The organism is Capnocytophaga periodontitidis (genome assembly GCF_016126015.1).
GTDB classification, from domain to species: Bacteria; Bacteroidota; Bacteroidia; order Flavobacteriales; family Flavobacteriaceae; genus Capnocytophaga; species Capnocytophaga periodontitidis.
Genome location: NZ_JAEFDB010000053.1, coordinates 1 through 557 on the forward strand (window position 1 = coordinate 1; position 557 = coordinate 557).

Sequence of the window (557 nt, forward strand, 5' to 3'; positions counted from 1 at the left end):
TATTATTTCAAAATTACTAAAAATAACTTAGCTCCTAAAGCTGAGGTAAAGGATGTTATTTGTACTACCAAAGGACTTATCACTATCAAAGATGTACCAGCTACGGGCTATCAATATGCTTTACTACAAGGTACAAGTACCATTACAAATTATCAAAACTCCCCTAATTTTCCAATTAATAATCAGGGTACCTATAGAGTACTTATCAAACAAACAGTTACTAAAACTACTACAGTACCTTGTGTGTTCGAAATCGATAATATCTTTGTAAAAAAACGCGAACCCCAACTCAAAGTAACAGTAACTCCTATGGCGTGTGCCAATAGCAAAGGGGGTATGCGCATAGAACTTACCGATGCTCCCTATCCACCTTATGATATAGTAGTGAGTAACAACGGAAGTACAGTAACCAAAGTAACAGCTACCACAGCTAATCCTGTGAATGTAGTAGACTTCCAAAACTATTTCAACGATGGTAGATATCAGGTGAGTTTAGAGAATACTTATGGTTGTACAGTTACCCAAACAGTAGAAATTAAAAAAATACCTGAACTCAA

The 557-nt window shown here is 35.5% G+C and carries 1 protein-coding gene; it reads left to right on the top strand.

What is annotated here, in order from left to right; genetic code table 11:
- Positions 1-557: hypothetical protein (locus tag I7X29_RS15270; RefSeq protein WP_198475903.1), on the top strand; the 557-nt coding region annotated here is incomplete at both ends.